19 protein-coding genes are annotated in these 20,083 nt (G+C 67.3%); 13 read left to right on the top strand and 6 right to left on the bottom strand.

Annotated elements, in window-relative coordinates; genetic code table 11:
* Window positions 1–20: 20 nt before the first annotated feature.
* Window positions 21–395: a hypothetical protein gene (locus PIGHUM_RS21335; protein ID WP_124081734.1), complete on the top strand. Its 375-nt coding sequence runs from the start codon at window positions 21–23 to the stop codon at window positions 393–395.
* A gap of 54 nt (window positions 396–449) precedes the next feature.
* Here the strand turns inward: PIGHUM_RS21335 and PIGHUM_RS21330 are convergent, their stop codons facing one another.
* From PIGHUM_RS21330 to wrbA, 3 genes are read right to left on the bottom strand one after another with little or no spacing between them, the layout of a single operon-like run.
* The gene (locus PIGHUM_RS21330; protein ID WP_124081733.1) at window positions 450–1,856 is read right to left on the bottom strand and encodes an FAD-binding oxidoreductase; all 1,407 of its coding nucleotides are present in this window, start codon (window positions 1,854–1,856) and stop codon (window positions 450–452) included.
* A gap of 54 nt (window positions 1,857–1,910) precedes the next feature.
* Window positions 1,911–2,321, bottom strand: a complete 411-nt coding sequence (locus tag PIGHUM_RS21325; protein ID WP_124081732.1) for a DUF2069 domain-containing protein — start codon at window positions 2,319–2,321, stop codon at window positions 1,911–1,913.
* On the bottom strand, window positions 2,318–2,929 hold the full coding sequence (gene wrbA / locus PIGHUM_RS21320; protein WP_124081731.1) for an NAD(P)H:quinone oxidoreductase: 612 nt from the start codon (window positions 2,927–2,929) through the stop codon (window positions 2,318–2,320). The genes PIGHUM_RS21325 and wrbA overlap by 4 nt, the downstream gene beginning before the upstream one ends.
* Before the next feature lie 21 nt (window positions 2,930–2,950).
* Between wrbA and PIGHUM_RS21315 the strand changes: the two genes are divergently transcribed.
* A complete protein-coding gene (locus tag PIGHUM_RS21315; protein WP_246013408.1) occupies window positions 2,951–4,402 on the top strand; it encodes a YihY family inner membrane protein in 1,452 nt (483 codons plus the stop codon).
* A 42-nt stretch (window positions 4,403–4,444) separates the two neighbouring features.
* Here PIGHUM_RS21315 and PIGHUM_RS21310 read toward each other — a convergent pair whose 3' ends face one another.
* The 3 genes from PIGHUM_RS21310 to PIGHUM_RS21300 are packed head-to-tail and all read right to left on the bottom strand — an operon-like array spanning window position 4,445 to window position 6,341.
* Window positions 4,445–5,293, bottom strand: coding sequence for a DODA-type extradiol aromatic ring-opening family dioxygenase (locus tag PIGHUM_RS21310; RefSeq protein ID WP_160142386.1), 849 nt, complete (start codon window positions 5,291–5,293; stop codon window positions 4,445–4,447).
* A gap of 13 nt (window positions 5,294–5,306) precedes the next feature.
* A complete protein-coding gene (locus tag PIGHUM_RS21305) occupies window positions 5,307–5,612 on the bottom strand; it encodes a hypothetical protein (protein ID WP_124081729.1) in 306 nt (101 codons plus the stop codon).
* A gap of 60 nt (window positions 5,613–5,672) precedes the next feature.
* Entirely contained in the window at window positions 5,673–6,341 is a 669-nt protein-coding gene (locus PIGHUM_RS21300; RefSeq protein ID WP_124081728.1) for a cysteine hydrolase family protein, read from the bottom strand.
* 222 nt (window positions 6,342–6,563) lie between these two features.
* Between PIGHUM_RS21300 and PIGHUM_RS21295 the strand changes: the two genes are divergently transcribed.
* From PIGHUM_RS21295 to PIGHUM_RS21245, 11 genes are all read left to right on the top strand, one after another.
* On the top strand, window positions 6,564–7,025 hold the full coding sequence (locus PIGHUM_RS21295; RefSeq protein WP_124081727.1) for a CBS domain-containing protein: 462 nt from the start codon (window positions 6,564–6,566) through the stop codon (window positions 7,023–7,025).
* Between the two features lie 226 nt (window positions 7,026–7,251).
* Window positions 7,252–8,352, top strand: coding sequence for a chorismate synthase (gene aroC / locus PIGHUM_RS21290; RefSeq protein ID WP_124081726.1), 1,101 nt, complete (start codon window positions 7,252–7,254; stop codon window positions 8,350–8,352).
* Between the two features lie 58 nt (window positions 8,353–8,410).
* The gene (locus tag PIGHUM_RS21285) at window positions 8,411–9,253 is read left to right on the top strand and encodes a M48 family metallopeptidase (protein WP_124081725.1); all 843 of its coding nucleotides are present in this window, start codon (window positions 8,411–8,413) and stop codon (window positions 9,251–9,253) included.
* A gap of 332 nt (window positions 9,254–9,585) precedes the next feature.
* A complete protein-coding gene (leuC, locus tag PIGHUM_RS21280) occupies window positions 9,586–10,989 on the top strand; it encodes a 3-isopropylmalate dehydratase large subunit (RefSeq protein ID WP_124081724.1) in 1,404 nt (467 codons plus the stop codon).
* Window positions 10,990–11,000: 11 nt separating this feature from the next.
* Complete coding sequence (gene leuD, locus PIGHUM_RS21275; RefSeq protein ID WP_124081723.1) at window positions 11,001–11,669, top strand: 3-isopropylmalate dehydratase small subunit; 669 nt, start codon at window positions 11,001–11,003, stop codon at window positions 11,667–11,669.
* 57 nt (window positions 11,670–11,726) lie between these two features.
* Window positions 11,727–12,800: a 3-isopropylmalate dehydrogenase gene (gene leuB, locus PIGHUM_RS21270; protein ID WP_124081722.1), complete on the top strand. Its 1,074-nt coding sequence runs from the start codon at window positions 11,727–11,729 to the stop codon at window positions 12,798–12,800.
* 81 nt (window positions 12,801–12,881) lie between these two features.
* Window positions 12,882–14,009: an aspartate-semialdehyde dehydrogenase gene (gene asd / locus PIGHUM_RS21265; RefSeq protein WP_124081721.1), complete on the top strand. Its 1,128-nt coding sequence runs from the start codon at window positions 12,882–12,884 to the stop codon at window positions 14,007–14,009.
* A gap of 100 nt (window positions 14,010–14,109) precedes the next feature.
* The gene (locus PIGHUM_RS21260; protein ID WP_124081720.1) at window positions 14,110–15,870 is read left to right on the top strand and encodes a FimV/HubP family polar landmark protein; all 1,761 of its coding nucleotides are present in this window, start codon (window positions 14,110–14,112) and stop codon (window positions 15,868–15,870) included.
* A gap of 10 nt (window positions 15,871–15,880) precedes the next feature.
* Entirely contained in the window at window positions 15,881–16,672 is a 792-nt protein-coding gene (gene truA / locus PIGHUM_RS21255) for a tRNA pseudouridine(38-40) synthase TruA (protein WP_124081719.1), read from the top strand.
* Window positions 16,673–16,994: 322 nt separating this feature from the next.
* Window positions 16,995–19,184, top strand: coding sequence for a putative bifunctional diguanylate cyclase/phosphodiesterase (locus tag PIGHUM_RS21250; RefSeq protein WP_124081718.1), 2,190 nt, complete (start codon window positions 16,995–16,997; stop codon window positions 19,182–19,184).
* A gap of 146 nt (window positions 19,185–19,330) precedes the next feature.
* Entirely contained in the window at window positions 19,331–20,074 is a 744-nt protein-coding gene (locus PIGHUM_RS21245; protein WP_124081717.1) for a phosphoribosylanthranilate isomerase, read from the top strand.
* Window positions 20,075–20,083: the final 9 nt, after the last annotated feature.

Below are 20,083 nucleotides of genomic sequence, written 5' to 3'. Positions count from 1 at the left end.
CACAGAACGGAGAACCATCCATGCGCGCATCCACGCTCGTCGCACTCGCCCTGTTGGCCGCGGCCGGCACCGCCCAGGCCGCCAACCTCAGCTTCCTGAACCAGTCCATCCTGCTGCGCATTCCCAAAGCGCAGGTGAGCGAGTTTTCCGCCGAGGTCGGCCGTGTGCTCAACGAGACGCCCGACGGCCAGCGCGCCACCTGGTCCAGCCGGCCCGCGAAATCGCGGCAGACGCCCGTGAGCGTGACGCTCGCGCCTCGAAATACGACGCAGACGGGCAAGGGCCAGACCTGCCGCTTCCTGGCGGCCGACGTTGAGCAGGGCAAGGCCAGGGAGAACTGGGGTTTCTGGTTCTGCAAGCAGGAAAGCGGCGCATGGCGCGCCAGCGCGATGTAGCCGCCGGTCATTCCAGCTTGAAGACGCTGTTCGGCCGGACCGGGCGGCTGGTCGTCAGCGCGGCGCCAGCACTTTGCCCGGATTCATCAGTCCGAGCGGATCGAGCGCCTGCTTGATCCGGTGCATCAGCCCCAATTCCACGCCATCCTTGTAGCGCAGCAGTTCGTCGCGCTTGAGCTGGCCGATGCCGTGCTCGGCGCTGATCGAGCCGCCATGGGCGTGCACGCTGTCGTGCACCAGCAGGTAGACCTCGTCCTGGCGGGCCAGGAAGTCGGCTTCGGGAACCTCGGGCGGGCGGCTGACGTTGTAGTGCAGGTTGCCGTCGCCCAGGTGGCCGAAGATGATGTGGCGCACGCCGGGGATGGCCTGCTGGAGCAGCGCATCGGTGGCCGCGACGAAATCGGGAATGCGCGAGGCCGGCACGGAAATGTCGTGCTTGATGTTCTTGCCTTCCCAGGATTGGGCCGACGAGATGCTTTCGCGCAGTTGCCAGAGCGCCTGGCTTTGCGCCAGGCTGCCGGCCACGGCGGCGTCGAGGAGGAGGCCTTCGTTCAGCGCCGCTTCCAGCACTGCCTCGAAGCGCGCCTGCGCGTGCGCGTCGCTTTCGCTGTCCGACAGTTCCAGCAGCGCGTACCAGGGGGCGGGCCCGAGCGGCAGCGTCTGCTGTGGGAAGGCGCGCACGACCACCTCCAGGCTGGCGTGCGACATGACTTCGAAGCCCGTCAGCGCGGCGCCGAAGCCCGCGCGTGCCCGGGGCAGCAGCGCGACGGCCGCGGCCAGCGTGGACAGGCTGACCAGCGCGGTGCGCTGCGCCACGGGCAGCGGATAGAGCCGCAGCGTGGCGGCGGTGATGATGCCCAGCGTGCCTTCGCTGCCTATGTAGAGGTCGCGCAGGTCGTAGCCGGTGTTGTCCTTGCGCAGGCCGCGCAGGCCGTGCCAGATGTCGCCCTCGGCGGTGACGACTTCCAGTCCGAGCGCCAGTTCGCGCGCATTGCCGTAGCGCAGGACTTGCGTGCCGCCGGCATTGGTGGCGAGGTTGCCGCCCACGGTGCAACTGCCTTCGGAAGCCAGGCTGAGCGGGTACAGGCGGCCCGCGTCGCGTGCCCACTGCTGCACGGCCTGCAGTGTGCAGCCGGCCTCGACGGTGATGGTGTCGTTGCCGGCATCGACGGCGCGCAGACGGTCCAGGCGGCGGGTGGAAACCACCACGGCGCGGCCGTCGACGTCGGGCGTGGCGCCGCCGGCCAGGCCGGTATTGCCGCCCTGCGGGACGATGGAGGCGCCGTGCCGCCGGCACAGGTGCACGACCTGCGCGACTTGCGCCGTGCTGCCGGGCCGCACCACGGCCTGGGCGGCACCGGTATAGCGGCCGCGCCAATCCGTGAGATAGGGCTGGGCATCGGCGCCGGTCAGTACCTGCGAGGCGCCGAGCGCATCGCGCAATCCGGTCAGCAAATCCATGGCCATCCTCCTCCGGTCCGTTCGTCGATCAACAGCATGGCTCGCCCAGCCGCTTTACGGCCCGGGCGGGTCGGCGCGCGCAGTCTCTTTCGCCGCCTTTTGCGCGGCCTTGGCGGCGCGCTTGGCCGGGCGCACATACAGAACGGCGCTCCAGAAGAACACCGCCGACAGTGCGACCTCGACCCAGGCCACGTGGGCCGAGCGGCCGGGATCGCTGGTGGCGCGCACCACGCCTTCCATCAGGTACAGCAGGATCAGCATCGAGGCCCATTGATAGGTATACAGCCGGCCGCGCAGGATGCCGCGCAGCGGCAGCAGCAGCGGCACCGCTTTGAGGATCAGCATGGAGCCGCCGGGACGCAGGGGCGCCAGCACGGTTTCCCAGGCGACGCACAGCGCGATCAGCGCGATCAGCGACGCCGAGGCGGTCAGCCGCAGGCGCGGATTGAGGATGGCGGAACTCATGCCGGACGCCCCTGCCGGCCGGTATGCAATGCCAGCGCGGTGTGCGCCAGGCGCGTGCCGAGCGCGCCGGCGAGCTGGATTTCGTCGCGCTGCAGCGGCAGGCTGTCGTCGACGCCCGCCACGTGCGAGGCGCCGTACGGCGAGCCGCCATGGCGCGTGCCCATCAGCGCGGGCTCGGTATAGGGCAGTCCGACGATGAGCATGCCGTGGTGGAGCAGCGGCAGCATCATGCTGAGGAGGGTGCTTTCCTGGCCGCCATGCATGGAGCCGGTGGAGGTGAACACGGCGGCCGGCTTGCCTGCGAGGCTTCCCGCCAGCCATTGCTGGGTGGTATGGTCCAGGAAGTACTTCATCGGAGCGGCCATGTTGCCGAAGCGCGTCGGCGACCCCAGCGCCAGGCCGGCGCATTCTTCCAGGTCGCACGCTTCGACGTAAGGCGGACCGCTGTCGGGAATGGCCGGGGCGGTGGCTTCGCATGCGGCCGAAACCGGCGGCACGGTGCGCAGCCGGGCATGGACGCCCGGCACGCGCTCGACGCCCAGGGCGATGTGATCGGCCAGTTGGCGCGTCGAGCCGTTGCGGCTGTAGTACAAGATCAGAATATCCATAGGCCGGTATTATCCCTCGACATGGTCCAGCACGCTTCCGAACTTCCCGCTTCTTCCGCCGAGTCCCACGAGGCCGAGCCGGCCGCCGGGCACGAGTCCCGCGCCGCCGTGCTGCGCAGGCGCCTGCTGGCGCACGAGGCGTGGCCGGTGCGCGTGCTGCGGCTGCTGCAGTTCGCCATGCAGCGCGCCTCGCAGGAGCGCATCACGCAGGTGGCGTCGAGCCTGACCTTCACCTCGGTGCTGTCCACGGTCCCGCTGCTGGCGGTGGCGCTGGCGCTGTTCACCGCGTTCCCGCTGTTCCGCGAATTCCAGGGAGCCCTGGAAGATTACCTGGTCAACACGCTGATGCCGCCGGCCGTGGCCGACAACATCATGAATTACCTCAATCAGTTCGCGCAGAAGGCGACGCGGCTGACGGCGGTGGGCGGCATCTTCCTGATGATCACCGCCGTCTCGCTCATGCTGACGATAGACAAGGCGCTCAACGAGATCTGGCATGTGCGCAAGGGCCGGCCGCTGGCGCAGCGCGTGCTGATCTACTGGGCCACGCTGACTCTGGGCCCGGTGCTGATGGGCGCGAGCCTGTGGGCCACCTCCTTCCTGGTGCGCGAGTCGTTGGGCCTGGTGGGCGACGTGCCGGCGCCGATAGGCGTGCTGCTCTCGTTCATCCCGATGATCCTGACCGGGCTGGGCTTCGGTGCCTTGTTCATGGTGGTGCCGAACCGGCATGTGGAAGCGCGCGACGCCATGACGGGCGGGTTTGCCGCGGCCGTCGTGCTCGAGGTGATGAAGTCGGGCTTCGCTTTCTACCTGACGAAATTTCCCACCTACACCGTGTTGTACGGCGCGTTCGCCACGCTGCCCATTTTCCTGATGTGGCTCTACCTGTCCTGGCTGGTGACGCTGTTCGGCGCCACCCTGGCCGCGAGCCTGCCGCTGATACGGATGGGGCGCTGGGCCGAGGTGCGGCGTCCGGGGGCCACCTTCGTCGATGCGCTGTCCATCCTGCGCATGCTGGCAGCGGCGCGCGAGCACAATCCGCCGGGGTTGAGCACCAGCACGCTGCGCAGCCGCCTGAACCTGCACCACGACGAGTTGATGGTCATGCTGGAGGCGCTGGCGGGCGTGGGCTACATCGCGCGCATCGGCGATACGGGCAGCATGCGCGAACGCTGGGCCATGGTTTGCGATCCCGAGGTGGCCCCGCTCGGGCCGGTGGTGGAGCGCTTGCTGCTCGACCGGGAACAGATGCGCGATGATCCGGATTTGCAGCAGGCGGTCGATGCGGCCTGGACGGATGGTTCGATCACCATTGCCCAGGTCCTGCAGCAGCCCAGGGAAGACGCCGAGGCCGAACTGCTGCTCGACCAGGAATTGGATCTCGAACCTTCGGAACCGGACAAGACCGATAGCAGGGAAGAGACCGCGGAGTCTCTCCAGGAAGAAACCCGGCGCCAGTTGCGCGCTTCCTGAGGCCGGGTCCTGCGGTACTGCGGCAGGCCCGGCTCCGGCCGGCTAGGCCTGCGGCCAGTAGCAGCCGCCCATGCCGCAGCGCATCGGCACCGACGGCACGTAGAACACGGTCTGCGCGCGCGTGTTGCCGGCCACGCTGGCCGCGCCCATGGCCACGACCCAGGCCAGCAGTTCACCCGCGCCGCCGTCGCCGCCGGTCAGCATCTTGTCGAAGGTCAGTTCGCGCCTGACCCGCTCGGCATCGCCGCTCTCCATCAGTTCGAGGAACCAGCGGTCGAAGTCTTCGTGCACGGTGAAGTAATCCTTGCCGCCCGGATCGTGCGAAAGCCCGCCCGTGCCCATGACCACCACGCGCTCGTCCGACGGGAAAGCCTGCACGATGCGGGCCAGGGTTTCGCCCACCGCATAGCAGTGCGCCGCGCTGGGAATCGGCGGCACGATGGGATTCATGTGGATGGGGATGAAGCGCACGTCGTAGCGCGGGAACAGGAACTTCAGCGGTACCGACCAGTTGTCGTCGAACAGCAGCTTGTCGGCGAACGCATGGTTGATGCCGGCCTTGGCCGATTCGCGCACCAGCGCGCGCGCCATGTCGCGGTGGCCGCGCACCGTGTAGTCGGGCACGTTCAGCCAGTCGCGGAACCAGGGCGCGGGGCCGTTCCACTGTTCGCCTATGCCCACGCAGAAGTCGGGGATATTGTCGAGGGGAAAGTTCAGCAGATGGTCGTTGGCCACGCCGATCACGACGTCGGGCCGCAGTTCGTCCATCAATTCCCGGAAGCGCGTATAGCCTGCCAGCACGCCGTCCTGTTCGTGCTGCGGCGCCTTGTCTATCCAGCCGGTGACGCCGGGGGCGTGCGCCACGCCCAGGGTTGCGACGATTCTTGCCATGGCGGCCTCCGGATCAATGCTGGGACGCCAGGCCCATTTTCTCGGCATAGAGCCGGGCGGCGTCGCTGTCGTTGTGGTTGCGCGCGCCGCCCTTGAACAGGCGCGAGATCTGGGGCAGAAAGTAGGGATGGACGCCCAGCTTGCCGAGCGCCTCGATGTCCATGGCGCGCCAGGCGCACTTTTCGTCTTCGCCCAGGCCGAACGAGGACATGGAGGCTTCCATGTCCTGCCTGAAGGCCTGGTATTTCTGCTCGTCGCGCCGCAGTTCGAACACCATGCGGTTGGACGGCAGCGTCTTGTCGGTATCGCGGATTCCCATGCTTGCTCCTCGATGCGAAAAAGAGTGGGGGGCTTCAGCCCATGGCCATGCGGTGCGCGCTCATGCCGCGCTCCACGCCTGCCGCACGGCGGCGGCCGGACATACGTCGCCGAACAGGAAGCGGACGTTGTCCAGCGCGGCGGCATGCCCGGCCGGACTGTGCGAGGCGACGGCATCCTCGGCCACCACGCAGTAATAGCCCAGCGTATGGGCCGCCCGCAGCGTGCTTTCCACGCAGATGTGGGTCTGCACGCCGGCAAAGACCAGGGTGCGTATGCCTTGCGCCTGAAGCGCCTCGTGCAGGCCGGTCTGGTGAAAGCCGCTGTAGGTATGCTTGGTGAACACCGCTTCGCCCGCCTCGGGCGCGACCTCGAACCAGGCGCTGCCCCAGGAGCCGGGCGCGCAGCAATCCTGCGTGATGCCGCGCGCTGCCAGCTTGACCTGCATCGATGGCGGAAGACGCTGCCGGGTATAGTCGGCGCGCAGCCAGAATACCGGCACGCCGGCCGCGCGGGCCGCGTTGGCCAGGGCCTGGATGGGCGGGACGATGGACGCGGCGGTAGAAACGTCCTTGCCCATGACCGTCTGCACATAGCCGCGGGCGGCGCAGAAATCGTTCTGCATATCGATTACCAGCAGGGCGCTGCCGGCAGGCGCGAGCCGTGCCTCGAGCGTGACCGGCAAGGTATCGTCGGCACAGGCGGCCGGGGAAACGGAAGAAGGGGACACGCCGGCTCCTGGTGAAGGAAAAGAGAACGGGGTTCGGGCTCACTATATCAATCGCGTGTCGATAAGTAACGTAGCGCCGTTCCCGGCGCCGCTGCCGTCGCTTTCGCTGCGACCCTGAGTTGAAGCGCCTTTCCAGGCGAGTTAGGATGTTTCCAAAGGCAGGCGCGGACCGGCATCCACCCCACCCGATAACAGCCGGTCATCGCGCCAGAGGAGGCCATCATGCTCAAAGTCAGTGAAATCCTGCGCGTCAAAGGCGACGCGCTCTATACCGCCGGCCCCGATACCCCCGTCGCCCAGGTGGTCGACACCATGGCGACCCAGGACATCGGTTCGCTGGTCGTCATGGAGTTCGGCGAACTGGTGGGCATGCTCACTTTCCGGGAAATCATCCGCCACCTGCACGCGCAGGGCGGCTCGCTGGGAACCACCACGATCCGTTCCATCATGGACGATGCGCCGGTGACCGTCTCGCCCAATACCGAGGTCAACGAAGTGCGCCGGCTGATGCTTGACAAGCATGCGCGCTATATCCCGGTCATGGACGGACGCATGCTGCTGGGCGTGATCTCTTTCTACGACGTGGCCAAGGCCGTGCTCGAGGCGCAAAGCTTCGAGAACCGCATGCTCAAGGCCTATATCCGCGACTGGCCGGGCGAAACGCGGGAAGCTGAAGAGGTGTAGCCCCCCTACGCGCTGACGCGCGCCCCCCAGGGGGCGATGCGGGTGGTCCGGCGGAGCCGGATCCACCGCATCCTGGGTCAAAACCCAGCGTGCTCCGTGGGAGACAGGGCTGGATCCGCTGTGCTCTGGATCTGGCTTGCTTCTTGGAGAGTGGGGCACGATAGGCGCCGGGGGTGCGATAATCCGGGTTGCGTCTCGTTGCATCCTTTTCGGAGTCCATCGTCCCATGCCAGGCAGCATCCTCGGAGAGCTTTTCCGCGTCACCAATTTCGGCGAGTCCCACGGTCCGGCCGTGGGGTGCGTGATCGACGGCTGTCCTCCGGGGCTGGCGTTGGCCGAGGCCGATATCCAGGTCGAGCTGGACCGGCGCCGTCCGGGCACGTCGCGTCACGTGACGCAGCGGCAGGAGCCCGATACGGTCGAGATCCTGTCCGGGGTCTACGAGGGCAAGACCACCGGCACGCCCATCGCGCTGCTGATCCGCAACCAGGACGCGCGCAGCAAGGACTACAGCAGCATTGCCGAGACCTTCCGGCCCGGCCATGCCGACTACACCTACTGGCACAAGTTCGGCATCCGCGATCCGCGCGGCGGCGGCCGTTCGTCGGCGCGGCTGACCGCGCCCACGGTGGCTGCCGGCGCCGTGGCCAAGAAGTGGCTGGCCGAGCGCTACGGCGTGAAAGTGCGGGGCTACATGAGCCAACTGGGCGATATCGAGGTTCCGTTCGAAAACTGGGAGGCCGTCCATGCCAATCCCTTCTTCGCCGCCGGTGCCAGCAAGATCGCCGAGCTCGAGGCGTACATGGACCAATTGCGGCGCGACGGCGATTCGGTCGGCGCGCGCATCGAGGTCGTGGCCGAGAACGTGCCGGTCGGCCTGGGCGAGCCCGTCTATGGCCGGTTGGATGCCGACATCGCCTACGTCATGATGGGCCTGAACGCAGTCAAGGCGGTCGAGATCGGCGCGGGTTTCCACAGCGTGGCGCAGCGCGGGACCGAGCACGGCGACGAGCTCACGCCGGAAGGTTTTCTTTCCAACAACGCGGGCGGCATCCTGGGCGGCATTTCCACCGGTCAGCCCATTACCGTGTCGTTGGGCATCAAGCCGACTTCCAGCATTCGCAGTCCGCGCCGCTCGATCGACAAACAGGGCCAGCCCACCGTGGTCGAGACCCTGGGCCGCCATGATCCGTGCGTGGGCATACGCGCCACGCCCATCGCCGAGGCCTTGCTGGCGCTGGTGCTGGCCGACCATGCGCTGTTGCACCGCGCCCAATGCGCGGACGTCTCGGTAACGACTCCCGACATCGCGAAATCACCGCGATAAGGAAAGTAACAAGCGATTGGGGCAAAATGTCCCTCTGGCTTCTCCCGCCGGGGGCGACATGAAAACAACCAACAAGCACACCTCACCGTTCCGCCGCGGCGCCGTCGCTGCGGCCGTCATCGCACTGGCCGCCGTGGCCGGTTGCGAGTCGGTCAACACCACCCAGGGCGGCGCCATCGGCATAGACCGCTCCCAGCGCATGTCCAGCCTGGTGTCCGAGGCGGAACTGGACCAGCAGGCGGTCCAGCTCTACCAGCAGACGCTGAGTCAGGCGCGCAGCAAGGGCGAGCTCAACACCAATGCGGCGCAGCTGACGCGCGTGCGCACCATTTCCCAGCGGCTGATCGGGCAGGTGGGCGTGTTCCGGCCCGACGCCCGCAACTGGAAGTGGGAAGTCAACGTCATCGACAGCAAGGAAGTCAACGCCTGGTGCATGCCGGGCGGCAAGATCGCCGTGTACACGGGCCTGATCAACACGGTCAAGCCTACGGACGACGAACTGGCCGCCGTGCTGGGGCACGAGATCGCCCACGCCTTGCGCGAGCACGCGCGCGAACGCGCTTCGCAGCAGATGGCCACCAGCATGGGCCTGAGCGTGCTGGCGGCGATCACCGGCTCGCAGGCCAGCTCCGACCTGGGCGGCGCGCTCGCCAACGTGATGTTCTCGCTGCCCAACAGCCGCCTGCACGAAACCGAAGCCGACCGCATGGGCGTCGAACTGGCCGCCCGCGCCGGCTACGACCCGCGCGCGGCGGTCACGCTGTGGACCAAAATGGGCCAGACAGGCGGCTCCGCGCCCCCCGAACTCCTCTCCACCCACCCCTCCGCCGAATCCCGCATCGCCGACCTGCGCCAAGCCTCGGAAAAAGTCCTCTCCCTCTACCAGCAAGCCAAACGCTAGCTGCGCCCGCCAGATCGCCCGCAACCGCGAAGGTTTTGACTCAGGATGCGGTGCTTCCGGCTCCGCCGGCCCGTTTCCCTTGAATTTCCCCACGAAGCACGTTGAGTTCCGACCCAGGGCACAGCGGATCCGGCTCCGCCGGTCCGCCAGTGCCGCCCCCCCGGGGGGGCGCGCGAAGCGCGTAGGGGGGGATCCTATATAATCGAGAGTTCCCTATACCCTGAGCGGGTCCGTCGAGGCTGGTTCCTCGTGCCGGGCGGCGCCGGGCGCCCGCGTTGGCGTTCGAGCCGTAGGCAAGCATGAGCCCGTTCATTCTATTTTCGGCCGGAATCATGCCCCAGACCCTTTACGACAAACTGTGGGACGCGCACGTCGTCCACCAGGAAGACGACGGTACCTGTCTGATCTACATCGACCGCCACCTGGTCCACGAAGTGACCAGCCCGCAGGCGTTCGAGGGCCTGAAGCTGGCCGGCCGCCCGGTGTGGCGCATCAGCGCCAACCTGGCCGTGGCCGATCACAACGTGCCCACGCACAACCGCGGCCAGGGCATCGCCGACCCGATCTCGCGCCTGCAGGTCGATACCCTGGACGCCAACTGCCATGACTACGGCATCGTCGAATTCGACATGGGCGACCGCCGCCAGGGCATCGTCCACGTGATCGGACCCGAGCAGGGCGCCACGCTGCCCGGCATGACCGTGGTCTGCGGCGATTCGCACACCAGCACGCACGGCGCGGTGGCCGCGATGGCCTTCGGCATCGGTACTTCCGAGGTCGAGCACGCGCTGGCTACCCAGACGCTGCTGGCCAAGAAGAACAAGAACATGCAGGTGCGCGTGGAGGGCGAGCTGCCCGAAGGCTGCACCGCCAAGGATCTGGTCCTGCACGTGATCGGCAGGATCGGCACGGCCGGCGGCACCGGCCACGCCATCGAGTTCGCCGGCAGCACGATCCGCGACCTGTCGGTCGAAGGCCGCATGACCATCTGCAACATGGCCATCGAGGCCGGCGCGCGCGTCGGTCTGGTGGCGGTGGACGAGAAGACCATCGAGTACTTCCGCGGCCGTCCCTATGCGCCCAAGGCCGAGGCCTGGGACCGGGCCGTGGCCTACTGGAGCACGCTGCATTCCGACGCCGGCGCGCACTTCGACCGCGTGGTCGAGATCGACGCCGCCGAGATCCAGCCGCAGGTGACCTGGGGCACGTCGCCCGAAATGGTGCTGCCGGTGGGCGCCAAGGTGCCCGATCCGGCCGGCGAGACCGACGAGACCCGCCGTTCCGGCGTGGCGCGCGCGCTCGAGTACATGGGCCTGACCGCCAACATGCCGATCACCGACATCAAGATCGACAAGGTCTTCATCGGTTCGTGCACCAACTCGCGCATCGAGGATTTCCGCGCCGCCGCGGCCGTGCTGCGCGGCAAGCGCATCGCCTCGAACGTCAAGCTGGCGCTGGCCGTGCCCGGATCGGGCCTGGTCAAGTCGCAGGCCGAGCAGGAAGGGCTGGACAAGGTCTTCATCGAGGCCGGCTTCGAGTGGCGCGATCCGGGCTGCTCCATGTGCCTGGCGATGAACGACGACCGCCTCGAGCCGGGCGAGCGCTGCGCCTCGACCTCCAACCGCAATTTCGAAGGCCGGCAGGGCACGGGCGGCCGCACCCACCTGGTCAGCCCCGCGATGGCGGCGGCCGCTGCCGTGGCGGGTCATTTCGTCGACGTCCGCAAGGTCAACTAAAGGTATACATCATGCAAGCATTCACCACTCATGAAGGCCTGGTGGCGCCGCTGGACCGCGAGAACGTCGATACCGACCAGATCATCCCCAAGCAATTCCTGAAGTCCATCCACCGCAGCGGCTTCGGCCCGAACCTGTTCGACGCCTGGCGCTACCTGGACGAAGGCGAGCCGGGCATGGACAACAGCAAGCGTCCGCTGAATCCGGATTTCGTGCTGAACCAGCCGCGCTACCAGGGCGCCTCCGTCCTGCTGGCGCGCAAGAACTTCGGCTGCGGCTCGAGCCGCGAGCACGCGCCGTGGGCGCTGGACCAGTACGGTTTCCGCGCGGTGATCGCGCCGTCGTTCGCCGACATCTTCTTCAACAACTGCTTCAAGAACGGCGTGCTGCCCATCGTGCTGTCGGAAGACGACGTGGACAGCTTGTTCAAGGAAGTGGAAGCCAAAGAAGGCTACCAACTGACCATCGATCTGGACCGCCAGGTCGTGGCGACGCCGTCGGGCCGCGAGTTCTCGTTCGATATCGATGCCTTCCGCAAGTACTGCATGCTCAACGGCCTGGACGAGATCGGGCTGACGCTGCGCCATGCGGACAAGATCAAGGCGTACGAGCAGAAGCGCCTCGCCGCCCAGCCGTGGCTGGATGTTCCCGCGCTGCGCGGTGCCCAGGCCAGCCGCTGACGCCGTCATTCCCCGCCGGTCCTCGTGGCCGGCTCCGATCCTGAATCAAGAGCCACAATGACACAACATATCGCAGTGCTGCCGGGTGACGGCATCGGTCCCGAAATCGTTGAACAAGCCGTGCGCGTGCTGACCGCGCTAGGCGAATCGTTCACGCTCGACACCCAGCCGGTGGGCGGCGCCGCGTATGAAGCGTCCGGCCATCCGCTGCCGCCGGCCACGCTGAACCTCGCCAAACAGGCCGATGCCGTGCTGTTCGGTTCGGTGGGCGACTGGAAGTACGACAAGCTCGAGCGCGCGCTGCGTCCCGAGCAGGCCATCCTGGGCCTGCGCAAGAACCTGGGCCTGTTCGCCAACCTGCGCCCGGCCATCCTCTATCCCGAGCTGGCCAATGCCTCGTCGCTCAAGCCCGAGGTGGTGTCGGGACTGGACATCCTGATCATCCGCGAACTGACCGGCGACATCTATTTCGGCCAGCCGCGCGGCGTGCGCACGGCGCCCGACGGCGCGTTCGCGGGCCAGCGCGAGGGCTTCGACACGATGCGCTATGCCGAGCCGGAAATCCGCCGCATCGCGCACGTAGCCTTCCAGACCGCCCGCAAGCGCCGCGGAAAATTGTGCAGCGTCGACAAATCCAATGTGCTCGAGACCTTCCAGTTCTGGAAGGACATCGTCACCGAGGTCGGCAAGGAGTATCCTGACGTGGAACTCAGCCACATGTACGTGGACAATGCCGCCATGCAACTGGTGCGCGCGCCCAAGCAATTCGACGTGATCGTGACCGGCAACATGTTCGGCGACATTCTCTCGGACCAGGCCTCGATGCTCACGGGTTCGATCGGCATGCTGCCGTCGGCCTCGCTGAACGAGACCGGCAAGGGTCTGTACGAACCCAGCCACGGCTCGGCGCCCGACATCGCGGGCAAGGACATCGCCAACCCGCTGGCGACCATCCTGTCGGCGGCGATGATGCTGCGCTATTCGCTCGACAAGGCGGCCCAGGCCGACCGCATCGAGGCCGCTGTCAAGAAAGTGCTGGAGCAGGGCTTGCGCACGGCCGACATCTACGAGGAAGGCACCACGAAAGTGGGCACTACGGAGATGGGCACCGCGGTGATCAAATCGCTCTGAGCCGCCAGCGTGTCGCGCCCCCCGGGTGTGATACGCCCGGCAAGCAGTCAGGAATTCGGATAACTTGGTAGGGGTACGTAAATGAAAGCAGTTGGTCTGGTCGGCTGGCGCGGCATGGTCGGTTCCGTGCTCATGCAGCGCATGCGCGACGAAAACGATTTCGCGCTGATCGAGCCGGTGTTCTTCTCCACCAGCAACGCCGGCGGCGCGGCGCCCTGGTGGGCGCAGGGCGCCGGTCCGTTGCAGAACGCGTTCGACATCGAGGCGCTCAAGAAGCTGCCCATCATCGTCACGGCGCAGGGCGGCGACTACACCAGCGAGGTCTATCCCAAGCTGCGCGCGGCGGGCTGGGACGGCATCTGGATCGACGCGGCCAGCACGCTGCGCATGAAGGACGACGCCATCATCGTGCTCGACCCGGTCAACCGCCACGTCATCGATGAAGCGCTGAAGAAGGGCGTCAAGAACTACATCGGCGGCAACTGCACGGTCAGCTGCATGCTGATGGGCCTGGGCGGCCTGTTCGAGCACGGCCTGATCGACTGGATGACCAGCATGACCTACCAGGCCGCCTCGGGCGGCGGCGCGCAGCACATGCGCGAACTGCTGACTCAGTTCGGCCTGCTCAACGCCACTGTGTCCGGCCTGCTGGCCGACCCGGCCTCGGCCATCCTGGAAATCGACCGCACCGTGCTGGCCAAGCAGCAGGACGCCTCGCTGCCGCAGGAACACTTCGGCGTGCCGCTGGCCGGCAACCTGATCCCGTGGATCGACAAGGACCTGGGCAACGGCATCTCGCGCGAGGAATGGAAGGGCGGCGCGGAGACCAACAAGATCCTGGGCCGCGGCGAAGGCTTCGGCTCGTCGCCGATCCCCATCGACGGCCTGTGCGTGCGCATCGGCGCGATGCGCTGCCACAGCCAGGCGCTCACGATCAAGCTGAAGAAAGACGTGCCGCTGGACGAGATCGAGGGCATGCTGCGAGAGAACAACCAGTGGGCCAAGGTCGTGCCCAACACGCGCGAAGCTTCGATGGAATCGCTGACCCCGGTGGCCGTGACCGGTACGCTCGACATCCCCGTCGGCCGCATGCGCAAGCTGGCCATGGGCCCCGAGTACCTGAGCGCTTTCACCGTGGGCGACCAACTGCTGTGGGGTGCCGCCGAGCCGCTGCGCCGCATGCTGCGCATCGCCTTGGGCGAGCTCTGACCGGTTCCTACGCGGCGGGAGCGGCCGCGCGCCTCGCTCCGCTCCTGTCCGCGCCTCATCGGCCGCGCGTCCTCGCGCTTGCGGGGGCAAGGAAACAGGAATGAATGGAACTCCCTATCGAGAGCCGGGCGGCGCTGCGTCTCCCGCCCGATGCCGTCCCGCGGCGTCTCCTTCGGCCCGCGTGCTGGCGCTTGCGCTGGCGGCGGCCTTTCCTCTCGCGGCGTCGGCCGCGGACCTGGGCAGCCTCAGGATGTTGTCCGCGTCCGGCGATCCGCTGCGCGCCGAGATCGCCGTCAACACCCTGACCCCGCGCGAAGCCGCCACCCTGCAGGTAGCCATCGCACCGCGCGCGGTCTACGAGCAGGCCGGGCTGGACTACAGCGATGCGCTGGCCAAGCTGCAGCTCGGCATACAAGACCGTCCGGACGGACGCAAGGTCGTCAGTATTTCTTCCTCGTCGCCCATCGATGCGCCGGTGCTGGACCTGCTGGTCGACCTGAGCTGGAACATGGGACGGTTCATCCGCCAATACTCGTTCGTGCTGCATGCGCGGCCGGTGGCCGCTCTGGCTCCAGAGGCCGGCACGGCCAGCCTGCAGGTCCAGCGTGGCGATACGCTGTCGCAGCTTGCCGGGCAGGTGCAGCCGGACCGCGCTTCGCTGGCGCAAACCCTGGCGGCGCTGCTGCGCGCGAACCCGCAGGCGTTCATCGACGGCAATATGAACCGGCTGCGTGCCGGCGCGTTGCTGTCCGTACCGGCCGCCGCCGAAATCCAGGCCATCGATCCGAAGCAGGCCGCGGCGCTGCAAGCCGAACAGGCCCGGCAATTCGAGGACTATCGCCAGCGCCTGGCGGGCGCGGCAGGCCGCAAGCCGGCCGAGAGCGCGCCAGTGGGGGCCGGGGCGGCAGGGAGGATCGCCGACGAACCGGCGCCCGAGCAGCCCGGATCGTCGGAGGATGCCCTCAAGCTGTCGAGCGGCGGCCAGGCTGAATCGGGCACCGAGCGCGCCACGCGCGATCGCCTCGAGGAAGAGCGGGACGCCACGGCCAGAGCCATGCACGAGGCCGAGTCGCGCATGCAGGCCTTGCAAGGCAATGTCGAGCAGATGCGCAATCTGCTGGAAGCGCAGGACGAGACGCTCGCCGGTATGGAGCAGCGCGCGCGCGAGCGGGCGCAAGAGAGCGCGGCAGCGCAGGAGCCCGGTTCCGAGCCGGCTTCCGAGCCAGCTTCCGAGCCAGCTTCCGAGCAGGCGGCCGGCACGGAGCCGCAGGCTGCCGTACCTGCCGCCGCGCCGCAGGCTACCGTCCTGGGACAGGTGCGGGACCACAGTGTGGCGGTGCTGGGCGGCCTGGCCGCCGTGCTGGCGGTGGTGCTCGGCGTCTTCGCGCTGCGCCGGCGCAGCGAGCGCCGGGACGCGGCCGCCTGGGAGTCCGCGCGCCGGCAGGCCGAAGAACCCGGGCATGAAACCGGCTCAGGGAATGCGGCGAGCAGCGGCGGGGGGCAACCACCCGGCCGGGTCAACCACCTGCGGGACTGGGACGACATTCCCCCGTTTCCCATCCCCGCCGACGCCCCCCGTGTTTCCGAGGCGCCGGACGACTATCCCGACGATGACGAACCCGAGGGCGAAGCGCCGTCGCGGCCAACCATCCCGCCGGGCGCGATGGCGGCATTCGGCCTGGACCTGGATCTGCCTTCCGGCGCGGAGCCGTCCGGCCCCGTCGCAGCCAAGCTGGGGCTGGCCAAGGCGCTCGCCGGCAGCGGCGATACGGCCGGGTCCCGCGCCTTGCTAGAAGACGTCCTGCGCGAGGGCGACCCCGCGCAGCGCGAGCAGGCGCAGGCGCTGCTGGCGGCGCTGTAGGATCCCCGCCATGGCCCGAATCGCCCTGGGGGTGAGCTACGACGGCGGCCCCTGGCAGGGCTGGCAGACCCAGCCGCACGGCCGGACGGTCCAGGACACGCTGGAAACGGCGCTCGGTCATTTCCTGGGAGCGCCCGTCGGCACGGTGTGCGCGGGCCGCACCGATACCGGTGTGCATGCAGTCCAGCAGGTCGTGCACCTGGATACGCCGCTCGAACGGCCCGAGCAGGCCTGGGTGCGCGGCGTCAACGCCCACCTGCCCGCCAGCATCGCGGTGCGCTGGGCGCGTCCCGTGGCCGACGATTTTCACGCCCGTTTCTCCGCGCGCTCGCGCGCCTATGTCTATCTGCTGCTGGACGATCCCGTGCGTTCGCCGCTGTGGGCGGGCCGCGCAGGATGGAGCTTCCGCCCGCTCGACGTCGAAGCCATGCGCACTGGCGCGCGCCATCTGCTGGGCGAGCAGGACTTCAGCAGCTTCCGCTCTTCGCAATGCCAGGCGGCCTCGCCGGTGCGCACCATGCATGAACTCGACATCGCGCGGCGCGGCCGCATGGTGGTGTTCACCCTGCGCGCCAATGCCTTCCTGCATCACATGGTGCGCAACATCGTCGGCGCCCTGGTCTACGTCGGGCAGGGCAGGCAGCCGGCGGACTGGATGGGCGCGCTGCTGGCCGAACGCAACCGCTCCAAGGCCGCCCCCACCTTTTCGCCGGACGGGCTGTACCTGACGGCGGTGGGGTATCCCGCCGGGCACGGCTTGCCGGATACCGACGCGACCGACGAGGTCCGGCTGGGGGTGTGAGTTTGGTTGCGGGGACTCGCTACAGCACATAGAGCGGATCGAAGCTGCGCAGAGCGGCCGTTTGATCTCGTTGCGCCTGCGACGACGTCCCTTGTTGCAGGGTCGGGGGCTGGCCGCAGCGGATGCGGCGGGACAACAGGCCCGAATCCCGGGTCCAAGGCGGGCTGGCGGGTTTCGCTGTTCGCGCAGGCGCAGATGGCAATGGCTCGGCGGCCCGAATATTGGGGTATATTTTTTGAATCGGGACTTACGCGGAAGGGTGCCTGCCGTCCGAGTCAGATCGTCCTGATCCGCAGTCACCGCTCGGATAGGAGGCTCTCTGATGCGTTGCCCCAGCATTCCGAATGACGAATCCGAACGCCTGGCCGCACTGGCCAGCTATGGCCTGGGTCCGGATCGCCCGTTGCCTTCACTTGATTCGGTGGTGCAGATCGCCTGTCGCGTGTTCGGAACACCGGTTGCCGCCGTGAACATGATTGGCAGCGAGCACGTCTTCCTCGCGGCCCAGATCGGCATCGACGTGCTGGATCCGAGGCGCGATGTTTCCTTCTGTGGCCATGCGATCAACTACGACGGCGTGATGGTAGTGAACGACTCCCGCCTGGACGAGCGCTTTCATGACAATCCATTGGTTACCGGCTCGGCCAATCTTCGCTTCTACGCGGGAGTCCGTCTGCTGGCGCCTAGTGGGCATGCGCTGGGCGTCCTGTGCGTGATCGACGGCAAACCCCGGGCATTTTCCGAGGACGATTGCGAGCAGCTTCGTGAGCTGGCCAGGATGGCAGTGGATCGCCTCGAGCTCAGACGCCTTGAGATTTCGACCGAAGTCTCTCGACGACCGTTCGATGCTTTTGCCCGCAACTCTCCTACAGCGATCATCTGGTTCGATGTCGATCGCCGCGTCGTTCGCTGGAACCAGGCCGCGGCGATGCTGCATGGCTACGCAATCGAGGATGGCCCTGGCATGCTGATGGATGATCTGATGCCCGAGACCGACAGGCCCGCGCTCCAGCAGGCGGTCGCCCAGGCTCGGATAGACGGCAGTTTCGATGCGATACCCATTCCCGAGAATCTCACCGGACTGCGTCGCGACGGCTCCCGATTCGAGCTGGGCCTGTCGCTGTTTTGCTGGAAGGAAAACGGCGCTCTGATCTTTAACGCCCATTTGCAGGATGTGACCGAACAGAAGCGCAAAGCGGGCGAACTGCATCGCATGGCGACGACGGATCTCCTTACCGGACTTGCGAACCGGGTGTGCCTCTATCGGGCGGTCGAAGACTCACTGGTGGAAGGTGATGGAGAAGCCACGGTCCTGATGCTGGATCTGGACGGCTTCAAAGATATAAACGACACATTGGGGCATGCGGTTGGCGATAGCATCCTGTGCGAAGTGGCGCGCAGGCTGGCGGCGGTGGCTGGCCCGCACAGCCTGTGCGCGCGCATCGGCGGCGACGAATTCGCTGTGCTGTTGCGAAGTGTGGCCGATCTCGAACAGGCTCAGGTACTGGCGGATCGAATGATCGCGCTCGTGTCCCGGCCCATCGTGGTGGACCAGCACGAGGTGCGGGTTTCGGCAAGCTGCGGTGTTGCCGCGGCTCCAGGGCATGCCCACGAGCCGGTGGCGCTGATCGGCGGGGCGGATCTGGCGCTCTTCCAGGCAAAGCGGCGCGGCGGAGGACAATCTTTTGTTTTCATTCCCGCCTTGCGGATGGAAGCTGAAGCGCGCCATCTTTATGGCCTGGAGTTGCATCGCGCAGTCCAGGAGGGCGAGTTCGTCCTGTTCTACCAGCCGCAGATTCGGCTGTCCGACGGCATATTGACGGGAGCGGAAGCGCTCATTCGATGGCGCCATCCAAAGCGCGGCCTGTTGTCTCCGGCGGCGTTTCTTCCCGCACTCGAGCAAGGCCCCTTGGCCGCGATAGCCGGCGCATGGGTGCTGGAGGAAGCGTGCGCCCAGGCGGCGCAGTGGCGGCGGCTGGGCATGTCGAACTTCCACATGGGCGTCAATCTTTTCGGGGCCCAGTTCCTGGTGGATGATTTGGCCTCCGATGTGGCGGCAGCCCTGTCCCGGCATGGCCTGCCACCTGACGCACTGGAGCTGGAGATCACCGAAAACATCGTGCTGGATCACGACGAGCAGGTACTGCAGTCCCTACGACGGTTGCGGGATGGGGGCGTGGGCGTCGCGTTCGATGACTTTGGCACAGGGTATGCCTCATTGAGCCTGCTCAAGCGGTATCCCCTCAGCCGGATAAAGATCGACCGTTCTTTCGTGCAGGACATGCTCGACTCACCACAGGATCGGGCCGTGATCGATGCCGTACTCAGCATGGCGAACGCCTTTTCACTGGAGACGATCGCGGAGGGCGTGGAAACCGATGCACAACGCCGGGCTCTGGGGGAAGCCGGGTGCATGGAAGGCCAGGGCTATCTGTTTTCCCGACCATTGCCAGTACAGGAGTTCAACAGGATGTTCGGGGTCGAATTGCCCGTGGCATCACGGTGCGCGTAGGGCAGAAGAGCCGGAGCAGGGCTTTCGGGAGAGCGTCCGCATTCGAGCGCGCGTCGCTACAGGGCAGCGTATCCCAACTGGCCACGCTGCCGGTCCCGGACTTCACCGAGCTGTTCGCCCAAGTATCGCTGCGGTTGGAATCGACCATGAACGAGGGCACGCCGCGCGCCTGCACGGCAAACCGGTATCATAGCCAGATGTCCCGTACCCGTATCAAGATCTGCGGCCTGACCCGCGAGCAGGATGTCGAGGCCGCCGTCGCGGCCGGCGCCGACGCCATCGGCCTGGTGTTCTATCCACCCAGCAAGCGGGCGCTGGCGCCGGCGCGCGCCGCCGAGCTGCGGCGCCTGGTGCCGCCCTTCGTCGACGTCGTGGCGTTGTTCGTCAATGCCGCCGAGGCCGAGGTCCGGGCGGTGCTCGAGCAGGTCCGGCCCGACCTGCTGCAGTTCCATGGCGACGAGACCCCCGCGCAGTGCGAGCGCTACGGCCATCGCTACCTGAAGGCTTTCCGGGTGGGCGGCCCGGGTACGGAGACCTCGCAGGCTTTGCTAAAATCGTGCGAACCATACGGTAGCGCCGCCGGCTGGTTGTTCGACAGCCATTCGGAAGGATACGGCGGCAGCGGGAGGGTGTTCGATTGGTCTCTGCTCGGCAACGCAAGCGTGCGTCCGGTCGTTTTGTCTGGTGGGTTGCATGCCGAAAATGTGGTGCAAGCCATCGCTTCGGTGCGTCCTTTTGCCGTTGACGTAAGCAGCGGCGTCGAGCAGTCCGCCGGCATCAAGTGCGCCGACAGGATTGCGCGGTTCGTGGCCCGCGTCGCCGAGGCCGACACAGCCGCTGACGCTTTCGCAATATCGCCGGCCCGCCTTGCGCGAGGCCGGTTCTCCTAGCCGGGACCA

It is taken from the genome of Pigmentiphaga humi (assembly GCF_900606115.1).
GTDB classification, from domain to species: domain Bacteria; phylum Pseudomonadota; class Gammaproteobacteria; order Burkholderiales; family Burkholderiaceae_B; genus Pigmentiphaga; species Pigmentiphaga humi.
The sequence above is the reverse complement of the archived record's forward strand: the minus strand, read 5'-3'. Positions and strand labels throughout refer to the sequence as shown.